The sequence below is a fragment of the Streptomyces viridochromogenes genome, assembly GCF_001270495.1.
Lineage (GTDB): Bacteria > Actinomycetota > Actinomycetes > Streptomycetales > Streptomycetaceae > Streptomyces > Streptomyces viridochromogenes_A.
The window spans coordinates 33,668-53,561 of sequence record NZ_LGUR01000236.1; the positions used below are offsets into that span (position 1 = coordinate 33,668).

Sequence of the window (19,894 nt, forward strand, 5' to 3'; positions counted from 1 at the left end):
GTCGCTTCTGGTGACGTGCGGCCGGTTCGCGTTCAGGGGTCGAGGCGTTCCGCGTACGCCTCGGTCGGAGGAGCCGGAGTGGGACTGGTCATGCCCACCGACCAGAACCCCGCGGTGCCGGGTACGGATGTCACGTCGTTGAGGTACGGCGCGGGCGCCGCGCCGGCCGGGCCGCGAACGACGGTCCAGGAGTCGCCGTCGCGGCGCAGGTACGTACTGCGGGTCTGGTCCCGGTAGTTCCAGCCGGAGATCCACGCGGCCCGGCCCTGCGCGTCGCCCGCGATGCCGCTCAACGACCCGACGGTGAAGCCCGCCTCCACCCGCGTCCAGGCCGTGCCGTCCCAGTGGGCCAGGGCGGGGTTGCCGGGGCGGCCGGGAGGACCGCCGATGCCGGCCTCGGTGCCCACCGCCCATACGTCGTCCGGCCCGGCGGCGTGGAGATCGGCGATGCCCAGGCGCAGGCCGGAGACCGGGGGCAGGACCGACCACGCTCCGTCCCAGCGGGCCACCAGGCCGGACCATCCGCCGCCGTTCGACTGGTCTCCGCCGACCCAGACCTCGCCCGGCGAGCCCACCACGACCCGGTACAGATTCGCGCTCGGGACGGGCAGCGGGTCCAGCCATCGCCATGACTCCCCGCCCCCGTCGCCGTACAGCAGACCGGCGGCGCCGCCCCGGCTGCCGCAGATCCACACCTGCCGGTCGGATCCCACCGCCACCGCGTTCAGCCGAACGTCCTGTTCTCCCGCGCCCGGGAACGCGGCCTCGCGCCAGGTGGTTCCGTCCCAGCGCAGCAGCGCGCTTGCGGTCCCGGCGGGCTGGCCCACACTCCACGCGGCGGTGGAGCACGTGCCGGCTACGTCCATCAACCGGGTGTGACCCAGATGCGACAGGTCGGTCTTCGTCCAGGCGCTGCCGTTCCACAGCATGGCCAGCCCCCGCCCGAGCGACGACCCGGCGCGGCCCTCCTCGCCCACGGCCCACGCCAGTCGAGGTCCGGCGGCACCGATACGGCGCAACTGCGCGGCCGGAGCGCTGCCGGGCGCCGGCACGGCCTGCCAGCCTTGGGCGAGGGGCCTCGGCACCTCGGCCCGTGCCGGAGCCGGGCCGAGCGCGAGCCCCGAGAGCGTGCCGATCGTCCCTGCCACAAATCGTCTGCGTCTCACTGCTGAATCCCTCCCGATGGATGGGGCGGACAGGGCGGATGGGCGGTAGCGCGGAGAGGAGGGACCACCTTGACCCAGCGAACCTTGGAGGTCTAGATACGTGCGTGACAAAGCAAGTAGCGCCACCGTAGGGCGAGTTGGGGAGTTGGGGAGTGGGATCCCGGCTCCGTCAGTGCCTGCGGCCGCCGCGCAGTTCGAGCCGCTCGCCGGGGAAACGCTCGCGGAAGCCGCGGTCGTGGGAGACCGCGACCACCGCTCCCGGGTAGGCCGCGAGCGCCGCCTCCAGGTCCTCGACGAGGTCGAGCGCGATGTGGTTCGTCGGCTCGTCGAGTACGAGAAGGTCCGCGGGCCGGGTCACCAGGGCCGCGATCTGAAGCCGGCGCTGCTGTCCCGCGGACAGCGACGCGACCGGGACATACAGGTCCTCCTCCCGGAACAGGCCCAGTGCCAGGAGCTGTTCGGCGTACTCCTCCGGCAGCCCGGGCCGGCCGGCCGCGAAGGCGGCGAGCAGCGGGAGTCGCGTGGAGCGCGCGGGCAGCTCCTGCGCCAGGTATCCGATCAGGGCGGGGCGGCGTACCGCGCCCGCGTCCGGCTCCAGATCGCCCGCCAGGACACGCAGCAGCGTCGTCTTGCCCGCCCCGTTCTCGCCGGTGACCAGCAGCCGCCGGCCGGGCGCGATCGCCAGCCGCCCGTCCAGCCGCAGCCGCTCGCCGACCGTCACGCCGTCGACTTCGACGAGCGGGTGCTCGGCGGCGTGCTCGCCGGGGGCCGCCGACAGCGAGGCCGCGAACCGCAGCGGTTCCGGGGGCGCCGGCACCGGATTGCGCCGCAGGCCGGCCAGCCGCTCCCGGGCCGCCCGCACCTGCCCGCCGAGCTTCGCCTCGTGCGAGCGACGGTGCTTGCCGAAGCCCTGCCGCGGGTCCTTGCCGGTGGTGGCAAGCCGTTTCCCGGCGGCCTCGACCAGCTCCTCGGTCCGGGCCACCTCCTCCAGCCAGTCCGCGTACTCCTGCGCGGCGCGGCGCCGGGCGGCGGCCTTCGCGGCGCGGTAGCCGGCCCAGCCGTCGCCGTACCGGTGGACCGTGCGCGCGTCTCGGTCCACCTCGAGGATCGTGGTGGCGATGTTCTCCAGGAAGCCGCGGTCATGGGTGACCGCGACGACGGTGCCGCGATGCGCGCGCAGCCGCTCCTCGAGCCAGCGCACCGCCGACGCGTCGAGGTGGTTCGTCGGCTCGTCGAGCAGCAGTAGTTCGGGGGCGGCGGCCAGCACGCAGGCGAGGGCCAGCCGTGACTGCTCGCCGCCGGAGAGCGAGCCGAGCACGCGGTCACGGGTGACACCGGCCAGCCCGAGGCCGTGCAGGGCGGCGTCGACGCGGGCGTCCGCCTCGTAGCCACCGCGGTCCTCGTACGCGGTCAACAGCTCGCCGTACGCGGCGAGTTCGTCCTTTGACGCCTCGCCCAGGCGCTCCTCCGCCGTCCGGATCCGGCGCTCCATGTCACGCAGTTCGGTCAGGGCGAGGTCGATCGCGTCCCGCACGGTGCGGTCCGGGTCGAGGTCGAGGGTCTGGGCGAGGTGGCCGGTGCCACCGGGGAAGCCGACGGTGACCTCCCCGGCGTCCGGCACCTCGGCCGCGGCCAGCAGCCGCAGCAGGGTGGACTTCCCGGAGCCGTTCTCGCCGATGACGGCGGCCTTCTCGCCCGGGCGGACGGTGAAGGAGACCTGGTCGAGGACGATCCGGGTGCCGTAGGACTTGGTGACGTCCTTGACGGACAGCTGCGCCACGGCAGTGGGCGCAGCGGTACGGGCGCGTTCGCGCATGTGGCTTTCCCTGGGGATGCGAAGTGTCTACGGGCAGCAGAAAACGGCGGCGTCGGCCGTGCCCGGACTCAGAGAAAGTAGAAGAAAGCCATGGGCCCACTATAGCAAGACGAGTCGTCTCGTCTCAATGTCTCGCAAGCCGGGGCTCATGAGCAGCCCGTGAGGAATTCGATGAGCGCCGCGTTCACCTCGGCCGGACGTTCCTGTTGGGTCCAGTGCCCACAGCCCGCCAGCTTCAGGGGCTTGCGCCGGAGGTTGGGCATGAGGTCGGGGAGTTGCTCGATGAGCTCGGGAGTGCCGGGGAACGCCGGAACCAGGTCGCGGTCGCCGTACATGTAGAGGGCGGGCGCGGTGACGACGGCGCCGTGCCACGCGGCGGTCAGCTCCCAGTTGCGGTCGAGGTTGCGGTACCAGTTGAGGGCTCCGGTGAAGCCTTGGGAGAAGCTGTCGGTGAGCGCGTCGAGGTCGTCCTCGGTGAGCCATTGCGGCAGTACCTCGGGGTCCGGCATGTCCGCGAGCCAGCCGCGCTCGGGGTCGACCAGCGGCTGCTTGCCCTCGGCGGTGCCGGGAGCGTCGCCGGAGGCCGAGTAGAAGAACTTCCGCAAGGTGGTGCGGGTGTCCTTCGCGAATTCGGCGTCGGCGACGCCGGGGCGGTTGAAGTAGTTCCAGTAGAACCGGCCACCGAACCGCTCCTCCATGGTGGCCAGCGGAGGCTGCGTCCCCCGGAACGGGGGCGGCACGCTCAGACCGGCCACGCCGAGCACCATGTCCGGCCGCAGCAGCGCCGTGTGCCAGGCGACCGGCGCGCCCCAGTCGTGCCCGACGACATACGCCTTCTCCTCGCCCAGGGCCTGGATCAGTCCTACGACGTCACCGACCAGGTGCAGGATGGTGTACGCGCCGACGTCCTCGGGATGATCGCTGCGACCGTATCCGCGCTGGTCGGGGGCGACCACTCGGAAGCCGGCGTCGGCCAGCGGGCCGAACTGGTGATGCCAGGAGTGCCACGACTCGGGGAAGCCGTGCAGGAGCACCACCAGGGGCCCGCTGCCCTGCTCGGCGATGTGCAGCCGAATGCCGTTCACGTCAACTGTCCGATGCTCAACCATGACGACGAGCGTACGTGCCGTGATCTTCGAACGGCGGAGCAGGTATGTGGCCGACCGTCAGCTCGGCCTGAGGATGATCGCCTGGCCGCCGGCCGGGGCCATGGCGACGTCCAGGCTGGTCGCCGAGGTGACGGTGCGGGTGCTGACGACGACCGGGGTCTGGTACGGGTTGGTGCCCGGTGTGCCGTCGGAGTAGATCGTCGCCGTGTACGTTCCGCTGCCGAGGAAGGACAGCGGGAGCGACAGGGTCCGGGACGTCTCGTTGGTCATCGCCCCGAGGTACCAGGTGGCGCCGTCGCGCCGGGCGACGGCCACGTACTCGCCGATCGATCCGGCCAGCGTCCGGCTCTCGTCCCAGGTCGTGGGGACGGCGTTGAACCAGGGCAGCCCTGGCCAGTTGGCGGGGTTGTTGTACTTGGACGGTCTGTCGTACCAGAAGAGGAAGTTGAGGGGCTGGTAGTACACCGCGGCCATGGCCATCTGGTGGGTGTTGGTCGTCTTGTCGCGGGACTGGCCGTAGCAGATCGTGTAGTCCATCGGGCCGCCGATGTTGCGGGCGAAGGGCAGCGTCACGTTGTGCGTGGCCGTCGGGAACTGCTCGTTGCCCCGGACGCCTTCCAGGCTGATGTAGTTCGGATACGTCCGCTCGAAGCCGAACGGCCGGACGTCGTCGTGCATGTCGATCAGCAGTTCGTACTTGGCGGCCGTCGCGGCCCACTCGATGATCTGGTCGGTCATCGACCGGGTGCCGTCGTTGATGAAGCCGAGCTTGATCCCCTGCACGCCCCAGCTCTTGTAGAGGCCGAACAGCGCGTCCGCGTCCGTCAGGGCGAGCCGGTTGACATAGAGGAAGACGCCGATGCCCTGGCTCGTGGCGTACGAGATGACCGACGGCAGGTCGATGGCGGCGATGGGCCTGGTCGCGTCGACGGTGGAGAACTCCGGGCCGTACCAGCCGGCGTCGTACTCGATGTACTGCACGCCGCGGGCCACGGCGAAGTCGACACCCGCCATGCCGGCGGCGGTGCTGAGCTCACACCGGAAGACCTTGCCCGGCTTGATCCATGAGGTGTCGTCGAGGGCGCTGTCCGGGGCCAGGTTGAGCACCAGCTCGGCGTTGTCGACGAGTTCGGCGTGGGTGGAGCCGACGACGACGGCGCGCCAGGGTGTGGCGAACGGTGTGGTGACGGTCGTGGTCGGCTCGACGGGGCCGGTGCCGCGGGCGGTGTGCTCCATGAGGAAGGCCGACAGGGTGTTGGGCCGCCCCGGGACCGAACTGAGCATCAGCCGGGGGAAGTTCACCCGCGCCGACTCGCAGACGCAGGCGACGAGGCCGCCCGCGAGGGTGGCGGTGAGCGGCAGGTCGGTCAGCGGGCCGTTGTCCGTGCCTGCGGTCCCCGTGACGGGGATCGCGTCGGGGGCGACCGGTTCGTAGGCGTTCTCGTCGCGGGCGCTGTAGACAGTGGTGTCGTCCGGGAAGACGAAGGTCGTCAGCTCGTCGGCGATGGTCGCCGTGCCCTGGTCCAGCAGCACGTAACGGAGGGCCACACCGGTCCGGTACGCCCGGATGCGGACGCCGAACCGGATCCCTGAGGGCCGGTCCCTGAGGTTCCAGCGCTGCTCCTGGTAGTGGTCGACGACCCGCGCGTTGCGCCCGTACACCGGGGACCACGTGCGGTGAACTGTGCCGCGCCCGCTCCCCGTCACCGTCACGTCACTGCCTAGGACGGTCCCGTCGCTCAGCCTGATCCCCAGGGCAGAGGTGTCGATCACCGTCCTGCCGTCGCGCTCGGCGTGCCACCGGAGTGCGCCGTTCACCACGGACAGCGTGATGGACGTGCCGCCCATGCGGGCGGTCGCGCTGCACGAGCTCGCCGCCGCGTGGGCCGGCTGCGCGGCGCCGATCCCCGCCGCTGCCATCCCGACGGTGACGGCCGTGCCCTTGAGCATCCCCCGGCGTGACAGTGGCCCCGGCCCGCCGCCGCTGCCCGCCGCGGACTCGTCCCGGTTCTGTGAAGTTCTCATCGTCAAGGGCCTCTCGGTTGAGGGCAGCGCCGGGCGCGGCTCGATCGGGGCGAAGGGCGTGCGCGGCGAAAGATGTAGTAAGCGTTTTCTTCCGGGGATGTTGTACGCGCCCTTGCGAGGCGGGGTCAAGACGGCGGCCACGATCCGGCCGCACCGGCCCGAGCGACCCGCCGTCCGGCACAGGGCGAACCCCGCCGGAAAGGGACGTCACGCAGTCCTCAGGACGCACGGCGGCATCAGACCCCAGGACCGGGATTCACGTGGATCTTGGGGCCGGGGCCGGCGCCCTCCGGCCGTTCACCCGCGAGCACCGGGCCGACCTCGTCGAGGCTCACGGTGGCCGCGACGAGGGGCCTGGGGTCGACCGCTCCGGACGCGTAGGCGCGGATGGTGTCGTCCAGGCCGGGAGAGGCGGACAGGATCCCCACGGCCGTCACGTCCTTCAGCACGAGCGTCCGGGTGTCGATCCTGCTCGGCTCGCCGGCCAGCCCGATGTGGACGACCCGACCGGACGGTTCGACCAACTCCAGTGCCTTCTCCGGCAGACGGGCAGCGTTCGAGGCGTCGACGACCGCGTCGAAGGGCAGGTCCGGAAGGGAATGCTCGTCCCATACGTGCGCGAAGCCCAAGGCGTGGGCGAAGTCGGGGGACTTGTCGGCACGGTCCAGCAGGTGGACTTCCGCGCCCGCTGCCCGCAGGAACATCGCGACCAGGAGGCCGATCGTCCCGGCCCCCAGGACGAGAGCGCGGTCCCCGGTGCCGGGCGCCGCCGCCCGCGCCGCACGCAGGGCGTTGCCGCCCGGCTCCACGAGCGCGCCGAGTGCGGCGTCGACCGATTCGGGCAGGGCGTGCAACGAGGATGCCGGTACCGCGAGTTGCTCAGCCAGGGCGCCGGCCCGCGCGCCGCGGATGCCGACCTCCTGGCGCCTCTCGCACACGTGCTGATGGCCCCGCAGACAGCGCCGGCAACCGCCGCAGCCGAGCATCGTGTTACCCATGACGCGCCGCCCGATCCACCCGGGGTCGACGCCGTCACCGACCGCCGCCACCCGCCCGGCCCACTCGTGGCCCGGCCGCATCGGGTACGTGGAGTGTCCTTGGTGCAGGTAGGCCATGGCGCCGGTGAAGAACTCCATGTCGGTGCCGCACACACCGACCCGCTCGACGTCCACGACGACTTCACCGGGTACGGCCACCGGTGCCGGGACCTCCTGGACCTCGTACGCGCCGGGGCCGGTCAGGACGAAAGCGCGCATGACACGACCTTGGTTGCGGCGCATGAGGTACACGATGGTCGTTCTCCAGAGTCAGGAGTGGGGTACGCCGAGCCGGCCGAGCAGAACACGCATCTCGTCGAGGGCGTCGACGAGAACGGCCGGCGGCGTCCGGTACGCCAGCGCGCTGACACTCACGGCCCCCGCGGGGACCGTGGGCGATGTCGGATAGACAGGCAGGGCGAGGCAGTTCACCCCGGCCTCGTTCTCCTGGTCGTCGATGCCGTATCCCCTCTCGCGCGTGACCGACAGATCGTGGTGCAGCGCGGCGGCCGTACACAGGGAGCGCGCCGTACGGCGCTCCAGCGGGGAGCCGCCGATCCACGCCTCGACCTCCTCCACGGTGGCCAGCCGCCGGGCGAGCAGGAGCTTTCCGACGGCCGTGGTGTGCGCGGGGTTGCGCCCGCCGATCGTCGACGTCAGCCGGACCGCACCGGTGGGCGGGTCGACCTTGGCGCGGTAGACCACCTCACGCCCGTCGAGCACCGCGTAGTGGGCCGTCTCGCCGAACCGTCGTGCCAGCGCTTCGAGTACGGGACGCAGCCGCACCTGCTCGGGGCGCGCCTCGTGGTGGGCGAAGGCCATCCGCAGGAACTCGTTCCCCAGCACATAGTGGCCACGGGCGTCCTGGTCCGCCAGCCCGGCCCGCCGCAGCGCGCCGAGCGCCCGGTGCACGGTCGGCTTGGGACTGGCGACGACCCGCGTCAGCTCCTCCAGCCCCACGCCGTCCGGATACCGGGCGAGCTCCTTGAGAACGGCCAGGACCCGGTCGGAGCCCACAAGGCGGTTGCCGCCGACGGAAGTTGGACCGTCGTCGCCGGGGGCTGTCGAACCGTCGGGCGTCTGCGTATGCTCCATGGCGTTCCAGACTGTAGACCTCCGTACCAACTGCTGGAAGAGGTCCCATGGTGAGGCTGCGCAGCGCACAGTGGTACGAGGGACAGGACCGCAATGCCTACATCCACCGCGCGTGGATGCGCCGGGGCGTGCCGGGCGACGCCTTCACCGGCCGACCGCAGATCGCCATCGCCAACACGGCATCGGACCTGACCCCTTGCAACGCTCATCTCCACGAGGTCGCGTCCTCGGTCCGCGACGGCGTGTACGAGGCGGGCGGCATCCCGCTGGACCTGCCCGTGGTGTCGCTCGGCGAGACGAACGTACGGCCCACCGCCATGCTCTGGCGCAACATGGCCGCGATGGCCACCGAGGAGATGCTGCGGGCCAACCCCGTCGACGGCGTCGTCCTGCTGGGCGGCTGCGACAAGACGATCCCGTCGCTGCTCATGGCCGCCGCTTCGGTGGACCTGCCCGCCGTCGTCGTGCCCGGCGGCCCGATGCTGAACGGAACGTTCCGCGGCACGCCGCTGGGCTGCGGCACCGATGTGTGGCGGCTGTCGGAGGAGGTCCGCGCGGGCACGCTCTCGCAGGAGCAGTTCACCCGCTCCGAGTCGGCGATGATCCGCAGCAGAGGCCACTGCAACACCATGGGAACCGCCTCCACGATGGCCCTGGTCGCCGAGGCGCTGGGCACGGTCGTCCCCGGCGTGGCCGGCACCCCGGCCCCCGACAGCCGGCTGCTGGAGGCCGCTCACCTCACCGGACGCCTGGCGGTCGACATGGTGGGCGCCGACCGAAGGCCGGGCTCCCTCCTCACCAAGGCGTCCTTCCACAACGCGATCGTCGCCCTGGCCGCGATCGGCGGCTCCACGAACGCGGTCGTCCACCTCCTGGCCATCGCGGGCCGCCTGGGCATCGACCTCGCCCTCGACGACTTCGACCGCGTCGGCTCCCGCGTCCCGGTCCTGGTCGACCTCCAGCCCGCCGGCCGCTTCCTCATGGAGGACTTCCACCGCGCCGGAGGCATGCTCGCCGTCCTGCGCGAGGTACGCGACCTGCTCGACCCCGACGCCCTGACCGTCACCGGCAAGCCCCTCGTCGACGCGCTCGACGACGCCTCGATCTGGGACACCGAGGTCATCCGCACCCGCGCCGAACCCCTGGTCGCCGAGGGCGGCATCGCCGTCCTGCGCGGCAACCTCGCCCCCGACGGCGCGCTCGTCAAACCGGCCGCCGCCTCCCCGCACCTGCTGCGCCACCGCGGCCGGGCCGTCGTCTTCGACTCCATCGAGGACTTCCACGCCCGCATCGACGATCCGGACCTCGACGTCGACGCCGGCTCGGTCCTCGTCCTGCGCGGCTGCGGCCCCAAGGGCTACCCGGGCATGCCCGAGGTCTCCAACATGCCCCTGCCGAAGAAGCTCCTCGAACAGGGCGTCCGCGACATGGTCCGCGTCTGCGACGGCCGGATGAGCGGCACGGCGTACGGCACGGTCGTCCTGCACGTGGCGCCGGAAGCGGCGGCGGGCGGGCCGCTGGCCCTCGTGCGGACCGGCGACTTCATCGTCCTGGACGTCGAAGCCCGCCGTATCGACGTCGACGTACCGGCCGGCGAACTCGCCCGCAGAAGCCCGAGCGAGGCCACGGCCGACGCCTACGCCAACCCACGGCGCGGCTGGGAACGCCTCTACGTCGACCACGTCCTCCAGGCCGACACGGGCGCCGACCTGGACTTCCTGGTCGGCTCCAGCGGCTCGGAGGTGGGCCGCGAGTCGCACTGACCGCGTTCCGCCCCCCCGACCCCGGGCCGCCGCCGGGGCAGGGGCCGCGGAAAAGGAAACAGGTCCGTCAGACCCGTGTAGCGGGTCTGACGGACCTGAGTAGACGCGAACGGACCGGAACGGACCTGAAATGCGGCTACGCCTTCGTCAGGCGACGACGCCGCATTCCTCGACGACGATCTTCGTGCTCGTCGCGCCCGAGCGGCTGCCCAGGGCCTCGACCGCCTTGACGACGTCCTCACCCTCGACGACCTCGCCGAACACGACGTGCTTGCCGTCCAGCCACGGCGTCACCACGGTGGTGATGAAGAACTGCGAGCCGTTGGTGCCCGGGCCCGCGTTGGCCATGCTGAGCAGGAACGGCCGGTCGTGCTTCAGCTGGAAGTTCTCGTCCGCGAACGTCTCACCGTAGATGCTCTTGCCGCCGGTGCCGTTGCCGTTGGTGAAGTCACCGCCCTGAAGCATGAACTCCGGGATGACCCGGTGGAAGGGGGAACCCTTGTATCCGAACCCGTTCTGGCCGGTCGCCAGCTCACGGAAGTTGCGTGCGGTCTTGGGCACGACGTCGTCGTACAGACGGAAGACGATACGGCCGAGGTCCTTGCCACCAGCCGAAACCTTGAAGAAGACGTTCTCGCTCATGACCATGATTCTCCACAAGAGGCGGGCCCAGGTCGAACTGGCGGGCCGTGGCGCGCCGGGAACCGGGCCGCCGACCGTAATGAGGCGGACGGTATGGCAGGCATGACCGGCCGACCCTGCCGACGACCCCCGCAACGGCGAGGGCCCCGGTCCGGACGGTGAACCGGCCACGCTGCAGGACTTCCTGACGGACTACCGCATGACCCTGCGGAAGGCCGCGACCGACGCAGCACCGGCCGGAAGGGCGGGCCGGTGATACGGCGTCTCAGCCGCCGATGAGGGGTGCCGAGAGGCGGCAGTGCACGGAGCGGGCGTGTGCGGGGTCGAGGGCGTTGAGGACGATTTGCAGGGCGTTGGAGTCGTAGGCGATCGAGATGTGCTCGGAGAGGTCCTGCGGACAGATGTCCTGGAGGGTGATGTTGCGCACCTTCGCCCGTGGCCCGGCCTTGAGGAACTGATTGCGGTACGGCGTGACGGCCTCGTCGTACCGGGTGGCGATGACCGTGTAGTCGACGCCCGGTTGGGTGTCGCCGCCCCGGTCGAGTGTGGTGTTCACCTCGGATCCCACCATCTGGTCCGCGTACGCCTGCCCCGCCACCAGGGACACCGTCGGGTTGAGGCCGAGTTCAGTGGTGAGGGTGCCCAGGCCGGAGAGGGTGGCGCCGTGGTTGGACGGGGCCAGGCCGATGAGCCTGCGCACCTTGTTGTGTGACGGCTTCGCCGGGTTCGTGCCCCCTTCGAAGCGCAGATACCAGCGGGGCAGCACTCCACCGCCCTGGGAGTGCCCGACCAGGTCGACCTGCCGGGCACCGGTGGCATCGAGCACCCGGTCGACATAGCGGGCGATCTCACGGGCGGAGTCGGGGATGTGCCGCGTGGCCTTGAACGGAACGCCCGGTCGGCCGCCGTAGTTCGGTGCGAAGACGCAGTACCCGGCTTCCTTGAGCAGGGGGGACAACATGCTCCAGTTCATGTGGGCGTTCGTCAGGGTCGCGTGCAGCAGGACCACGGGGCGGGGGTGCGCCGCGGTCGGCCGGCACTTCCAGTCGTTCGCCCCCGGCGGCGAGGCGTCCGGCTGGAGCGTGCCACGCAGGAAGGCCTCGGGGGCCGAGGCGGTCGCTGCGCCGGGTGGGGTCGGGCCGTCGGCGGCGACCGACGTACCCGGGAATCCGAGGGCGAGCGCTGTGACAGCGCTGACGGTCGCAGTCGCCCACCGTCTGATCAGGCGGGAACGCGGCGCGGGCCGGACAGGGCGATGGGACATTCTTCCGCTCCTCGGCAGGGTCGATCACAAACTGACGATCAAGATCCTCAAGGAGCCGCCGCCCGGGCCATGCCCAATCCGCACCGGACACCCCCGTCGGAGTAGCGGCTTTCATTCGTGCGGCTCTGCGACCTTTCATTCGTGCGGCTCTGCGACGTCGACGGCGTGAGCCCACCTCGGCTCGGGCTGGGCGAAATACGATTGCCGGCTCCCGGGCGCGCTGGCACGATCGCGGGCGTGATCGCTGCTGGGACGCGGGACTGCCTCATCGTGACGGGCATGCCGGGGGCGGGGAAGTCGACCGTGACCCGGCTCATCGCCGAGCGCCTGCCGCGCTCTGCCCGGCTCGACGGCGACTTCATCAGCAGGCTGGTCGTCAGCGGCCGGGTCTGGGCCCTTGGCGAACCCGCGGAAGAGGCGGCGCGGCAGGTGGAGCTGTGCAACCGCAACCTGTGCACCCTGGCGAACAACTTCTCCGATGCGGGCTTCACACCCGTGATCGACTGGGTGATCCCCGACCGGGAGCAGCTGGACTTCTTCCGCTCCCTCCTCCCGGCTCGACGCGTCCTGTTCATCGTCCTCGCCCCGGGCATCGAGACATGCCGGTACCGCAACACCATCCGTGATCCTCGGGAGCGGTTCGCCTTCGACGGCTACGAAGATCTAGAGGCCGGCATGAAGCGCGAACTCGGCGATGCCGGATGGTGGTTGGACTCCGCGGCCCTCACGGCCGAGGAGACCGCCGACCGCATCCTTCGAGAGGCTCGCCATCGCGCCCTGGTGGCCTGACGGGGATGGGGGCGGGTCGGGGAGCGGGACGGAGACGGCCGTCACTTACAGGCAGTGAGCACAGGCCGGGAACGGACATCGCGGTGCCGGGCCGCGTGAAACCTGCGGGGCGGGGGACTTGACGACAAGGCCGGGCCGAGCTGCGTTCCCCCTGGGGGCTGGTCCGGCCAGGCTCCCCTGGTTCAGACCACGAGCCGGGGGAGCCGCTCGCGTGGTCAGGCCAGGTTGCCGTGCTCGCAGATCAGACGGGCGACCTCACGGAGTTTGACGTTGTTCTCCTGCGAATGCCGGCGCAGCGTGTCGAATGCCTGTTCCTCGGTGAGGTGGTGGCTGCCCATGAGGATGCCCATGGCCTCGCCGATCATGTGACGGGTGGCGACCGCGTGTGCCATCTGGGCGTGCGTGCGGGCGCTGGCGAAGGCGACGGCGGCGTGGGAAGCCAGCAGCCAGCCGGCCAGCTCGCTGACCTCGGTGAACACGCCGGGCTTGCGGGAGTAGAGGTTCAGCGCACCGAGTTCCTCGTCCTCCGTGTACAGCATGAAGCCCATCATGCTGCCCACGCCGAGTTGCTGGGCCTGGGGTGCGAAGGAGGGCCACCGCGGCTGTTCCCGGGTGAGGTCCGGGATGCGGAAGACCCGCTCGCCCCCCTTGGTGTGGGCGGCATCGAAGCACGGCCCCTCGCTCAGGCGCTCCTGGAGCCGGTCACTGTCGACGACCAACTCGTGTGTGGGTGCGAGCGTCTGGACCTCCTTGCCGCGGAGCACCAGGATGCCGGCCGCGTCGCAGCCCTCCACCAGTTCGGTGGCAGAGCCGGTGATCCGGTTCAGGGTCGCGTCGACCGACTCCTGGGCGAGGAGATCCCGGGCCATCGCCGCCATCTGCTGCGCGAACCGAGCCCAGTCCATCGCGTCCTCCACGTCGGTGTGCCCGGGTCCAGTCGTCTATCCAGCATGGCACGCCGGCCTGACGACCTGACGAGGAGTGGGATGGATTCCGCCCTCCGGATGATCTTCCCGAAGGACCTGCCGCTCTCATTCCTCCTTCTCGGCGAGTGTGCTCTCGGCAGGGCCGGAAGGGGGCGCTTCATGGCCTGCCGGGTGGATCGTGCGCTGCCGGACGTCGGCCATCAGCTTGTCGAGCAGTTCGATGAGCGAGGCGCGTTCGTTCACCGAGAGGCAGCTGACGAGTGTCGCTTCCCGGCCGAGCACGGTGTCGACGGACCGTTCGATCAGCGCGTGGCCCTCGGCCGTGAGCCTCACCAGGACGGTCCGGCTGCCGGCGGGGCCAGGGACGCGCTCGACGAGGCCGTCCCGTTCGGCTCGGGCGACGCGCTGGGAGATCGCTCCGGCGGTCACCAGGGTCCGTAGGGCGAGTTCGCGGGTGCTGAGGGTGTACGGCGGCCCCGAGCGGCGGATCACGGACAGCAGGTCCAGCGTGGCTGTGTCGATGCCGGCTTCGCGCAGGGCCCGGTTGCGGTCGTCGGCGAACAGCTTGGCCAGCCACCAGATGGGCGTGACGATCTCGATCGACTCCGTGGGGGTGCCCGGTCTCTCCCGCCTCCAGGCTGCCGCGATCTCGGCGGGGGAGTGGGCGGGTTCGGGTCTTCCCGGAGAGGAGGGGAGGGCGTCGGTCATGGTGCGATCCTCTGTCCGCGTGGACTATGTTTAGGTCTAAACGTAGCAAGGAGGCAGGAGGAGATCTTGACGCGCACTGTTCTCGTCACGGGTGGCACCAGTGGCATCGGCCGCGCCATCGCCGCACGGTTCGCCGCCGACCAGGCAGAGGTCCTCATCACCGGACGCAACCCCGACACGGTCGAAGCGGCCGCCAGGGAGCTGGGCGTACACGGCGCCGTCTGCGACGCCACCGACACCGTTCAGGTCGCGGAACTCGCCGCCCGGCTCGACGAGGTGGACGTCCTCATCAACGCCGCCGGTGGCCTGTCCCAGCCCGTCGGTGACGGAACGTCGCTGGACGAGGTGCTGGCCCTGTGGCATGCCAACCTGGCACAGAACCTGCTCAGTGCCGTACTGACCACGGCCTCGGTCCAGGACAGGCTCACCCGCGACAGCTCGGTCGTCAGCATCGGTTCGATCGGCGCCGAGCGCCGAGGCGGCTCCTACGGGGCGGCCAAGGCCGCCCTCGGCGCATGGAACGCCACGCTCTCCGCCGAACTCGCTCCGGCGGGCGTCACCTGCAACATCATTTCCGCGGGCTACATCGCCGGCACCAACTTCTTCCGCGGCGGCTTGAGCGACGAACGCCGTCGCGCACTCGTGGAGGAGACGCACAACAAACGACCGGGCACGGTCGACGACATCGCCCAGACCGCCCATTTCCTCGCATCACCAGGGGCGCGCCACATCACCGGGCAGACCGTCCATGTCAACGGAGGTGCCTTCACCACGCGTTAGCGCGGGCCGGGTCCCAGGGCCTCACCCCGCTACTCGTCACCCGGTGGCAGCTGACTCAAACAGGCCGTTTATTGCCATCTGCGGCATTTCCTCGCCGGTGAATGCCGCGTACGGCAGCAAGAATCGTTATCGGTGCAGGTCAAGTGCCGATCGTTTCGGCGTGGAGGACAGATGAGCTCTAGTTCCGCCGCCCAGGTCCCGGATCCCGTGTCGGCCGGTATCGGCAACGGTCCCGCCGTGTCCCGTCGGGAGTTCGACGCACTCTTCGAAGCGGTTCGCACGTGGGGGCGGTGGGCCCCGGCCGACCGTGGTGCCTGGAACCGCGTGACCGCGGACCATGTGCGGCGGGCCACGGCCGCCGTACGGTCCGGGGCCGTCGTCCCGACGGCGCTGCCCTGGAACACCCGGCCCGGCCCCGACAACCGCAAACCGGCCCTGCACCACATGACCGATCTGGGCGATGTGGAAGCACCCGAACCCCGCACCCACAAGGATTTCATCGCTGTCGACTACCACGGCAAGGGTGTCACCCATCTCGACGCCCTGAGCCACATCGCCTACCAGGGGCAGCTCTACGACGGCCGGACGGCGGGCGAGGTCGTCGACTCCGCGGGCGCCCGCTTCGGCGCGGTGTCGACGCTCGGACCCCTCGTCACGAAGGGTGTGCTGCTCGACCTCCCGGCCGTACTGGGGGTCCGCTGGCTGGAGCCGGGGCGAGCGGTCCACGCGAAGGACGTGATCGCCGCCGAGAAGGCGCTTGGCGTGGCGATCGGCGAGGGTGACGCGGTGCTGCTGCGCTCCGGACATGTCCGCCGCCGCGCGGAACTCGGTGCCTGGGACTCCGACGCGGCGAGCGCGGGCTTCCACGTGGACGCCCTGCCGCTGCTGGCCGAGCGCGGTATCGCGCTGCTGGGCGGAGACGGCGACAGTGATGTGCGGCCCTCGCCGGTGGACGGCGTGCACTCGCCTGTCCACGCCCTGGCCGTGACCGCGATGGGAGTGCCGCTGTTGGACAACCTCGACCTGGAGGCGCTCTCCGCCGCGACCGCCGAGGCGGGGCGGTATGAATTCATGCTGGTCGTGGCGCCGTTGAACATTCCGGGCGGGACCGGCTCACCCGTCACCCCCGTCGCCGTCCTGTGACGAGGACGCCGCCCGTTACCGTGCGTGAGGGATTTTACCAACCGTGACCCTCGCCCTTGATGTCCCGTATTCTCGTTAATGCCAGATATTTTCGCAAAGTGGATTATTGAAGGCGTGAGTGAGGCGAAGCGTGGTTCTGCCCGACCGGGAACCGATGCCGACGGGGCCTGCGACAGACGGCACAGGGCCCGTTCGTTCCCGTGAGCGGTTTCTGCAAGGGGAGCCGGTCGAGACGGGTGTGCGAGCGTCGATCTTGAATTCATGGCAGCGCTGTGGGCTTCTGGGCCTCTCGCCGGACCAGGACGACCTTCCCTTCCGGGATGATTTCGATCCGGATGGCCGGATCGTGCGCGCGGCCGTGCCCGTACTCGACCGACTCCAGTCCCGGTTCGCCGGCAGCGCGATGAACATCTCCGTCGCCGACGCGAACGGGACGGTTCTCCTGCGCCGTTTCGGAGAGGCGTCCCTGGCCAGAGCTCTCCCGGCGATCCAGCGCGTCCCGGGATTCGTGTTCGCCGAGCGGGTCGCCGGAACCAACGGCATCGGTCTCGCCCTCGCGGAGCGTCGCCTCATCCGGGTCTACGGTGCCGAGCACTTCGCCGAGCGTTCTCAGGGCAGCGCCTGCCGCGCACTCCCCGTCCGGGATCCGCTCAGCGGCCGTATCGAGGGTGTCCTGTGCTTCGGCTACCCGCGCAAGCTCGAGAACCCGGCGCTGGACGCCGTCATACGCAAGGCGGCGGGGGCCATCGAGCGGCGGCTGCTCGGCCAGAGTTCCGCGCGAGGGCGCGCCCTGCTGCGGGCCTACCTGGACGCGGGAGCCAGAACCGCGGCCGGTCTCCAGCGCGGTATCGGGGTGGACGAACTGGCACTCGAACTGCACCCCCGAGACCGGTCCATGCTCGTGGGGAAGGCCACCGAGCTGATCTCCCGAGGGGATCGAGCCGCTGTCGACGTCTACCTGTCCGACGGCCGGCGGGTCACGCTCGTGAGCCGTCCGGTGGCGAGTGCGTCCGGGGTGGCGGGTATCGCCATCGAGGCCGTCCTCCCCGTCCTCGCGCCGGCGCCGGGAAAGCCCCTTGGCGTCCCGCGTCAGGCCGACGAGCCGCTGGGCCTTGCCGCTGCGCCTGCCGACGTTCCCGGCGGCCCGCTCTCGGGGGCTGCTCACGCTGCCCCGGCGCCCGAGCACCGCGCCGCCACCGCGCCGTACACGATCCTGCCCGGTGCCGAATCCGGCCAGGGCATCACGACCGGCGACGCCGACGACGCACACGATGCCGCCGACACGACGGATCACCACCCCGACCCCCCGCCCCGGGAGGGCGGGCTCGTGCTGGTGGGGGAGCCGCACGTGGGGGCGTACGCCCTGGCCGCGCGACGCCGCCTGGAGCTGCTCTCCGAGGTCAGCACCCGCATAGGCACCACCCTGGACATACGCCGCACCGCCGAGGAACTCGCCGAGACGGCGGTCCCGCGACTGGCCGACTTCGTCACCATCGATCTGCCCGAGGCCGTACTGCGCGGTGAGGAGTCCACCGATCCCGGCAGTGACCTGCGTCGCGCGGTGGTCCACGGCATACGCGACGACCTTCCCTTCCGGCCGGTCGGCAAGCGGATCGACTACGGCCCGACGACCCCCCAGCTGCGGTGCCTGACCGACGGGCAGGCGGTGCTGGAACCGGACCTGAAGGCCGCCGCCGGCTGGCTCGCGCAGGACCCCGAGCACACCGGGCAACTGCTGGACCACGTCCACTCCCTCATCGCGGTGCCCTTGGTCGCCCGCGGCGTCGTGCTGGGCATCGCCGGCTTCTACCGAGGGCAGGACCCCGCACCCTTCGGCGACGACGACCGCTCGCTGGCCCAGGAACTGGCCACCCGAGCCGCCCTGTCCATCGACAACGCACGCCGCTACACACGTGAACGCACCATGGTCCTGGCCCTGCAACGCAGCCTGCTCCCGCGCGGACTGCCCGATCAGGACGCCGTCGAGGTCGCGCATCGCTATCTCCCCGCCGAATCCGACGTCGGCGGGGACTGGTACGACGTCGTTCCCCTCTCGGGGGCCCGGGTCGGCCTCTTCGTCGGCGACGTCGTCGGACACGGCATGCTCTCCGCCGCCACCATGGGCCGACTGCGCACCGCCGCACGCAGCTTCGCCGAACTCGACTTCCCTCCGGACGACGTCCTCACCCACCTCGACAACCTCGTGGGACGCCTGGACCGGGAGGACCCCGCCTCCGACGGCGCCGGCATCATCGGCGCCACCTGCCTGTACGCGATCTACGACCCGACCTCGCAGCGGTGCACCCTGGCCCGCGCAGGCCATCCTCCGCCCGCGGTGGTGCAGCCCGACGGCACGGTGTCCTTCCCCGACCTTCCCGCCGGGCCCCCTCTCGGTCTCGGCGGCCTGCCCTTCGAGGCCACCGAGATCCACCTACCCGAGGACAGCCAGCTCGTCCTCTACACGGACGGACTCATAGAGGACCGGCAACGCGACGTCGACGTGGTCCTCGACCAGCTGCGAGAAGCCCTCGCCCACCCGGAGCACACGCCCGAGGAGGCCTGTGAGGCCATCCTGGACACCGTCGCGCCCGCTCACCCCCGGGACGACATCGCCCTGCTCGTCGCCCGCACCCACGCCCTGGCCCCCGAGCGGATCGCCACCTGGGACCTGCCCGCCGACCCCGCCCTGGTCAGCGACGTCCGCGCCGCCGCCCTCCGGCAGCTGGCCGACTGGGGCCTCGACGAGGCCGCGTTCGCCGCGGAACTCATGCTCAGTGAGCTGGTCACCAACGCCATCCGTCACGGTGCCGGGCCCATCCGGGTGCGGCTGCTCCACGACCGCACCCTGATCTGCGAGGTCTCCGACGCCAGCAACACCGCCCCGCACCTGCGCCGAGCGGCCGGCACCGACGAGGGTGGCCGTGGCCTGTTCCTCGTCGCGCAGCTGTCGCAGAGCTGGGGCACGCGCTATCTCCCGCAGGGCAAGGTGATCTGGGCCGAGTGCGGGCTCGCCGGTGTGTGACGGCAATGCCTCACATACGCTGCCGTAAATGTCATGATCTGTACCGTTGGTGTCCCTCACGAAAGCCGGGAAGAACGTGCCAGGAGCGGAACCTCTGGTCCGCATCCGCGGGCTCCGCAAAAGGTTCGGGGGGACCGTCGCGCTGGCCGGGGTCGACGTCGACGTCCACGTCGGCAGCGTCCTCGCCCTTCTGGGTCCGAACGGGGCCGGCAAGTCCACCCTCATCAAGGTGCTCTCCGGCGTCCACCACGCCGACGCGGGCCAGATCACCGTGGACGGGCACCCACTCGGTAGTCACGCCGCATCGCACAGCATGTCCTTCATCCACCAGGACCTCGGTCTCGTGGAATGGATGACGGTCGCCGAGAACATCGCCCTGAGCACCGGGTACGCGCGCCGCGCCGGACTGATCTCCTGGCGGCGGACCCGTGAGGACAGCACCGACGCCCTGCGGACCGTCGCCGCGCATCTCGACCCCGACACACCCATCGCCCACCTCGCCCCCACCGAACGCTCGCTGGTCGCCCTCGCCCGAGCCCTGGCGGCACGGGCGAAGCTCATCGTCCTCGACGAGCCGACCGCCCGCCTCCCGGCCGCGGACTGCGCCCG

16 protein-coding genes are annotated in these 19,894 nt (G+C 71.0%); 6 read left to right on the forward strand and 10 right to left on the reverse strand.

Annotated features, from left to right (window positions below):
• Positions 1-32: 32 nt before the first annotated feature.
• The 6 genes from ADK36_RS36375 to ADK36_RS36400 all read right to left on the reverse strand — a co-directional run bounded on the left by ADK36_RS36375 (position 33) and on the right by ADK36_RS36400 (position 8,248).
• Entirely contained in the window at positions 33-1,166 is a 1,134-nt protein-coding gene (locus ADK36_RS36375) for a hypothetical protein (RefSeq protein WP_048582671.1), read from the reverse strand.
• Positions 1,167-1,335: 169 nt separating this feature from the next.
• On the reverse strand, positions 1,336-2,982 hold the full coding sequence (gene abc-f / locus ADK36_RS36380; protein ID WP_048582672.1) for a ribosomal protection-like ABC-F family protein: 1,647 nt from the start codon (positions 2,980-2,982) through the stop codon (positions 1,336-1,338).
• Between the two features lie 146 nt (positions 2,983-3,128).
• Positions 3,129-4,091 carry an alpha/beta fold hydrolase gene (locus ADK36_RS36385; protein WP_048582673.1) on the reverse strand — a complete coding sequence of 321 codons (963 nt, stop codon included), beginning with the start codon at positions 4,089-4,091 and terminating at the stop codon, positions 3,129-3,131.
• Between the two features lie 57 nt (positions 4,092-4,148).
• Positions 4,149-6,116, reverse strand: a complete 1,968-nt coding sequence (locus tag ADK36_RS36390; RefSeq protein WP_053200632.1) for a glycoside hydrolase family 97 protein — start codon at positions 6,114-6,116, stop codon at positions 4,149-4,151.
• Between the two features lie 236 nt (positions 6,117-6,352).
• The gene (locus ADK36_RS36395; protein WP_199830323.1) at positions 6,353-7,372 is read right to left on the reverse strand and encodes a zinc-dependent alcohol dehydrogenase; all 1,020 of its coding nucleotides are present in this window, start codon (positions 7,370-7,372) and stop codon (positions 6,353-6,355) included.
• Between the two features lie 51 nt (positions 7,373-7,423).
• The gene (locus tag ADK36_RS36400; RefSeq protein ID WP_053200634.1) at positions 7,424-8,248 is read right to left on the reverse strand and encodes an IclR family transcriptional regulator; all 825 of its coding nucleotides are present in this window, start codon (positions 8,246-8,248) and stop codon (positions 7,424-7,426) included.
• Positions 8,249-8,295: 47 nt separating this feature from the next.
• Here ADK36_RS36400 and ADK36_RS36405 point away from each other — a divergent pair, with 47 nt between their 5' ends.
• Complete coding sequence (locus tag ADK36_RS36405; RefSeq protein ID WP_199830324.1) at positions 8,296-10,011, forward strand: IlvD/Edd family dehydratase; 1,716 nt, start codon at positions 8,296-8,298, stop codon at positions 10,009-10,011.
• 147 nt (positions 10,012-10,158) lie between these two features.
• Here the strand turns inward: ADK36_RS36405 and ADK36_RS36410 are convergent, their stop codons facing one another.
• Together ADK36_RS36410 and ADK36_RS36415 are read right to left on the reverse strand one after the other, a co-directional pair.
• Positions 10,159-10,653 carry a peptidylprolyl isomerase gene (locus ADK36_RS36410; protein ID WP_048582746.1) on the reverse strand — a complete coding sequence of 165 codons (495 nt, stop codon included), beginning with the start codon at positions 10,651-10,653 and terminating at the stop codon, positions 10,159-10,161.
• A gap of 265 nt (positions 10,654-10,918) precedes the next feature.
• Complete coding sequence (locus ADK36_RS36415) at positions 10,919-11,917, reverse strand: esterase/lipase family protein (RefSeq protein ID WP_053200636.1); 999 nt, start codon at positions 11,915-11,917, stop codon at positions 10,919-10,921.
• A 237-nt stretch (positions 11,918-12,154) separates the two neighbouring features.
• On the opposite strand from ADK36_RS36415, the gene ADK36_RS36420 reads away from it, so the two are divergent.
• Entirely contained in the window at positions 12,155-12,706 is a 552-nt protein-coding gene (locus tag ADK36_RS36420; protein WP_078942610.1) for an AAA family ATPase, read from the forward strand.
• Between the two features lie 215 nt (positions 12,707-12,921).
• Here the strand turns inward: ADK36_RS36420 and ADK36_RS36425 are convergent, their stop codons facing one another.
• Both ADK36_RS36425 and ADK36_RS36430 read right to left on the reverse strand, forming a co-directional pair.
• Positions 12,922-13,611, reverse strand: a complete 690-nt coding sequence (locus ADK36_RS36425) for a GAF and ANTAR domain-containing protein (RefSeq protein ID WP_053200639.1) — start codon at positions 13,609-13,611, stop codon at positions 12,922-12,924.
• A gap of 126 nt (positions 13,612-13,737) precedes the next feature.
• Positions 13,738-14,340, reverse strand: coding sequence for a MarR family winged helix-turn-helix transcriptional regulator (locus tag ADK36_RS36430; RefSeq protein WP_078916315.1), 603 nt, complete (start codon positions 14,338-14,340; stop codon positions 13,738-13,740).
• A gap of 66 nt (positions 14,341-14,406) precedes the next feature.
• On the opposite strand from ADK36_RS36430, the gene ADK36_RS36435 reads away from it, so the two are divergent.
• The 4 genes from ADK36_RS36435 to ADK36_RS36450 form a co-directional block, all read left to right on the forward strand.
• On the forward strand, positions 14,407-15,120 hold the full coding sequence (locus ADK36_RS36435) for an SDR family NAD(P)-dependent oxidoreductase (protein WP_048582678.1): 714 nt from the start codon (positions 14,407-14,409) through the stop codon (positions 15,118-15,120).
• Positions 15,121-15,291: 171 nt separating this feature from the next.
• Positions 15,292-16,263: a cyclase family protein gene (locus tag ADK36_RS36440; RefSeq protein WP_053200641.1), complete on the forward strand. Its 972-nt coding sequence runs from the start codon at positions 15,292-15,294 to the stop codon at positions 16,261-16,263.
• Between the two features lie 130 nt (positions 16,264-16,393).
• Positions 16,394-19,285, forward strand: a complete 2,892-nt coding sequence (locus ADK36_RS36445; protein ID WP_053200643.1) for a SpoIIE family protein phosphatase — start codon at positions 16,394-16,396, stop codon at positions 19,283-19,285.
• A 76-nt stretch (positions 19,286-19,361) separates the two neighbouring features.
• The coding region (locus ADK36_RS36450; RefSeq protein ID WP_234330018.1) for an ATP-binding cassette domain-containing protein at positions 19,362-19,894 on the forward strand (533 nt) is incomplete at its 3' end.